Source organism: Lepagella muris, assembly GCF_004793975.1.
GTDB classification, from domain to species: Bacteria; Bacteroidota; Bacteroidia; order Bacteroidales; family Muribaculaceae; genus Lepagella; species Lepagella muris.
Genome location: NZ_SRYB01000072.1, coordinates 1 through 1,678 on the forward strand (window position 1 = coordinate 1; position 1,678 = coordinate 1,678).

Consider the following 1,678-nt stretch of genomic DNA (forward strand, 5'->3'; position numbering starts at 1 on the left):
TCCTGACTTCGTCACTTTTTGAGGGTTAAAAATAAATATCATTGATAATTAGAGATATAGGTTTTAGAATTGGGTGATTTGGGTGACGCAACGGCGAAAATTCGCTATCTTTGCGCATGTTTGTGCGCAAAAAGAAGAATAGATCAGGCTCAACCAGCATCGTTATCGTTGATAAGCGCGGCGGTAGGTTTAAGGAGCTTCACACCGTTGGCATTGCCAATGGCGACGGTGACATCGCGGCCTTGATGGACAAGGGACGCAAGTGGATTGATGAGTATAATGGTGTACGTCGCATAGACTTTGAGGGTATTGACAGAAAGACGGCAGAGATTTCCGATGCCGAGCATTTCCTTAACAATATTGATTCCGTGCTGCTCAACGGAGCGAAGATGATTCTTGATAAGGTATATGATTCAATAGGTTTCAACTGTATAACGGACAATATATTGAGACAACTGGTCATAGCACGCCTATGCCAGCCCATGAGCAAGATGGCAACTGTCGAATATCTCAAAAGTCACTTTGACGAGGACGTTAATCTGAGCAAAATCTACCGCTATCTGGACAAGCTCTACAACACTCAGCAGGATACGGTGCAGCGCATAAGTGTCGAGCATACTTTCAAAGTGATTGGAGGCAGGGTGGAGATGCTGTTCTATGACGTGACATCGCTGTATTTCGAGAGTTTCAGAGAAGACGTGTTGCGCTCGCCAGGTTTTTCAAAAGATGGCAAGACAGCGGAAACCCAGATTATCCTCGGGCTGCTGGTCTGCGAAAATGGCTACCCATTGGCATATTCCCTATTCAATGGAGCGCAGTACGAGAGTTACACCATGATTCCTGTCATTGATGATTTTAAACAGCGCTTTGGCATAGATGATTTCATAGTGGTGGCTGATTCCGGCTTCATGATTAAGCGCAATATTGAACTTTTGCGTAGCGGCGGATATGATTTCATCGTTGGAGCGAGAATAAAGAAAAGCGCACCCCAAATAAAGGAATGGATCCTGTCGCTTCCACATGAGGACGGGCTCTGTCATGAAACCACTCTTGAAAACGGAGACCGCCTCATAGTCACATACAGCTCCAGGCGGGCTGCCAAGGATGAATTCAACCGTCGCAAAGGAGTGGAACGGCTCCGCAAGTCATTTGCCTCAGGCAAAATAACCAAAGACAAAATCAACAAGCGGGGCTACAACAAGTTCCTGAAGATAGACAACGATGTGGCCGTATCCATCAATGAGGACAAAATAGCAGAAGATGCAAAATGGGACGGCATGAAAGGATATGTCACCAACACCTCCTTGACCGCACCTGATGTTGTGGCACAGTATCGCGGACTTTGGGTGGTGGAGCGGGCATTCAGAGTCTCAAAGGGGACAATCGAGACGCGCCCCATCTTTCACTTCACTGAAAAGAGAATAGAGGCTCATGTATGCCTATGTTTTGTCGCTTTTAAGGTTTACAAAGAATTGGAGAGAATACTGCATACTCTGGGTATGGGTCTCAGCGTCGATTCAGTACTGAAAATCGCTAAAACGATCTCAACGATTCGGCTAAAGTTGCCCATTAACGACAAAATCATGACTCGGACCATGATTCTAACGCCTGAGCACCGCTCTCTACAACCGCTGTTGGACTATTTAGGCGTTTAGGGTGACGCAATGACGAAGTCAGG

At 46.3% G+C, this 1,678-nt stretch carries 1 protein-coding gene; it reads left to right on the top strand.

The features are described from left to right. The first annotated feature begins 116 nt into the window (after positions 1-116). Complete coding sequence (locus E5331_RS20025; RefSeq protein WP_123481369.1) at positions 117-1,655, top strand: IS1634 family transposase; 1,539 nt, start codon at positions 117-119, stop codon at positions 1,653-1,655. The last annotated feature ends 23 nt before the right edge of the window (positions 1,656-1,678 follow it).

Bases quoted from the DNA above. Each gene is read 5' to 3' on its own strand.
- E5331_RS20025 (WP_123481369.1), top strand. From the start codon at position 117: ATGTTTGTGCGCAAAAAGAAGAATAGATCAGGCTCAACCAGCATCGTT.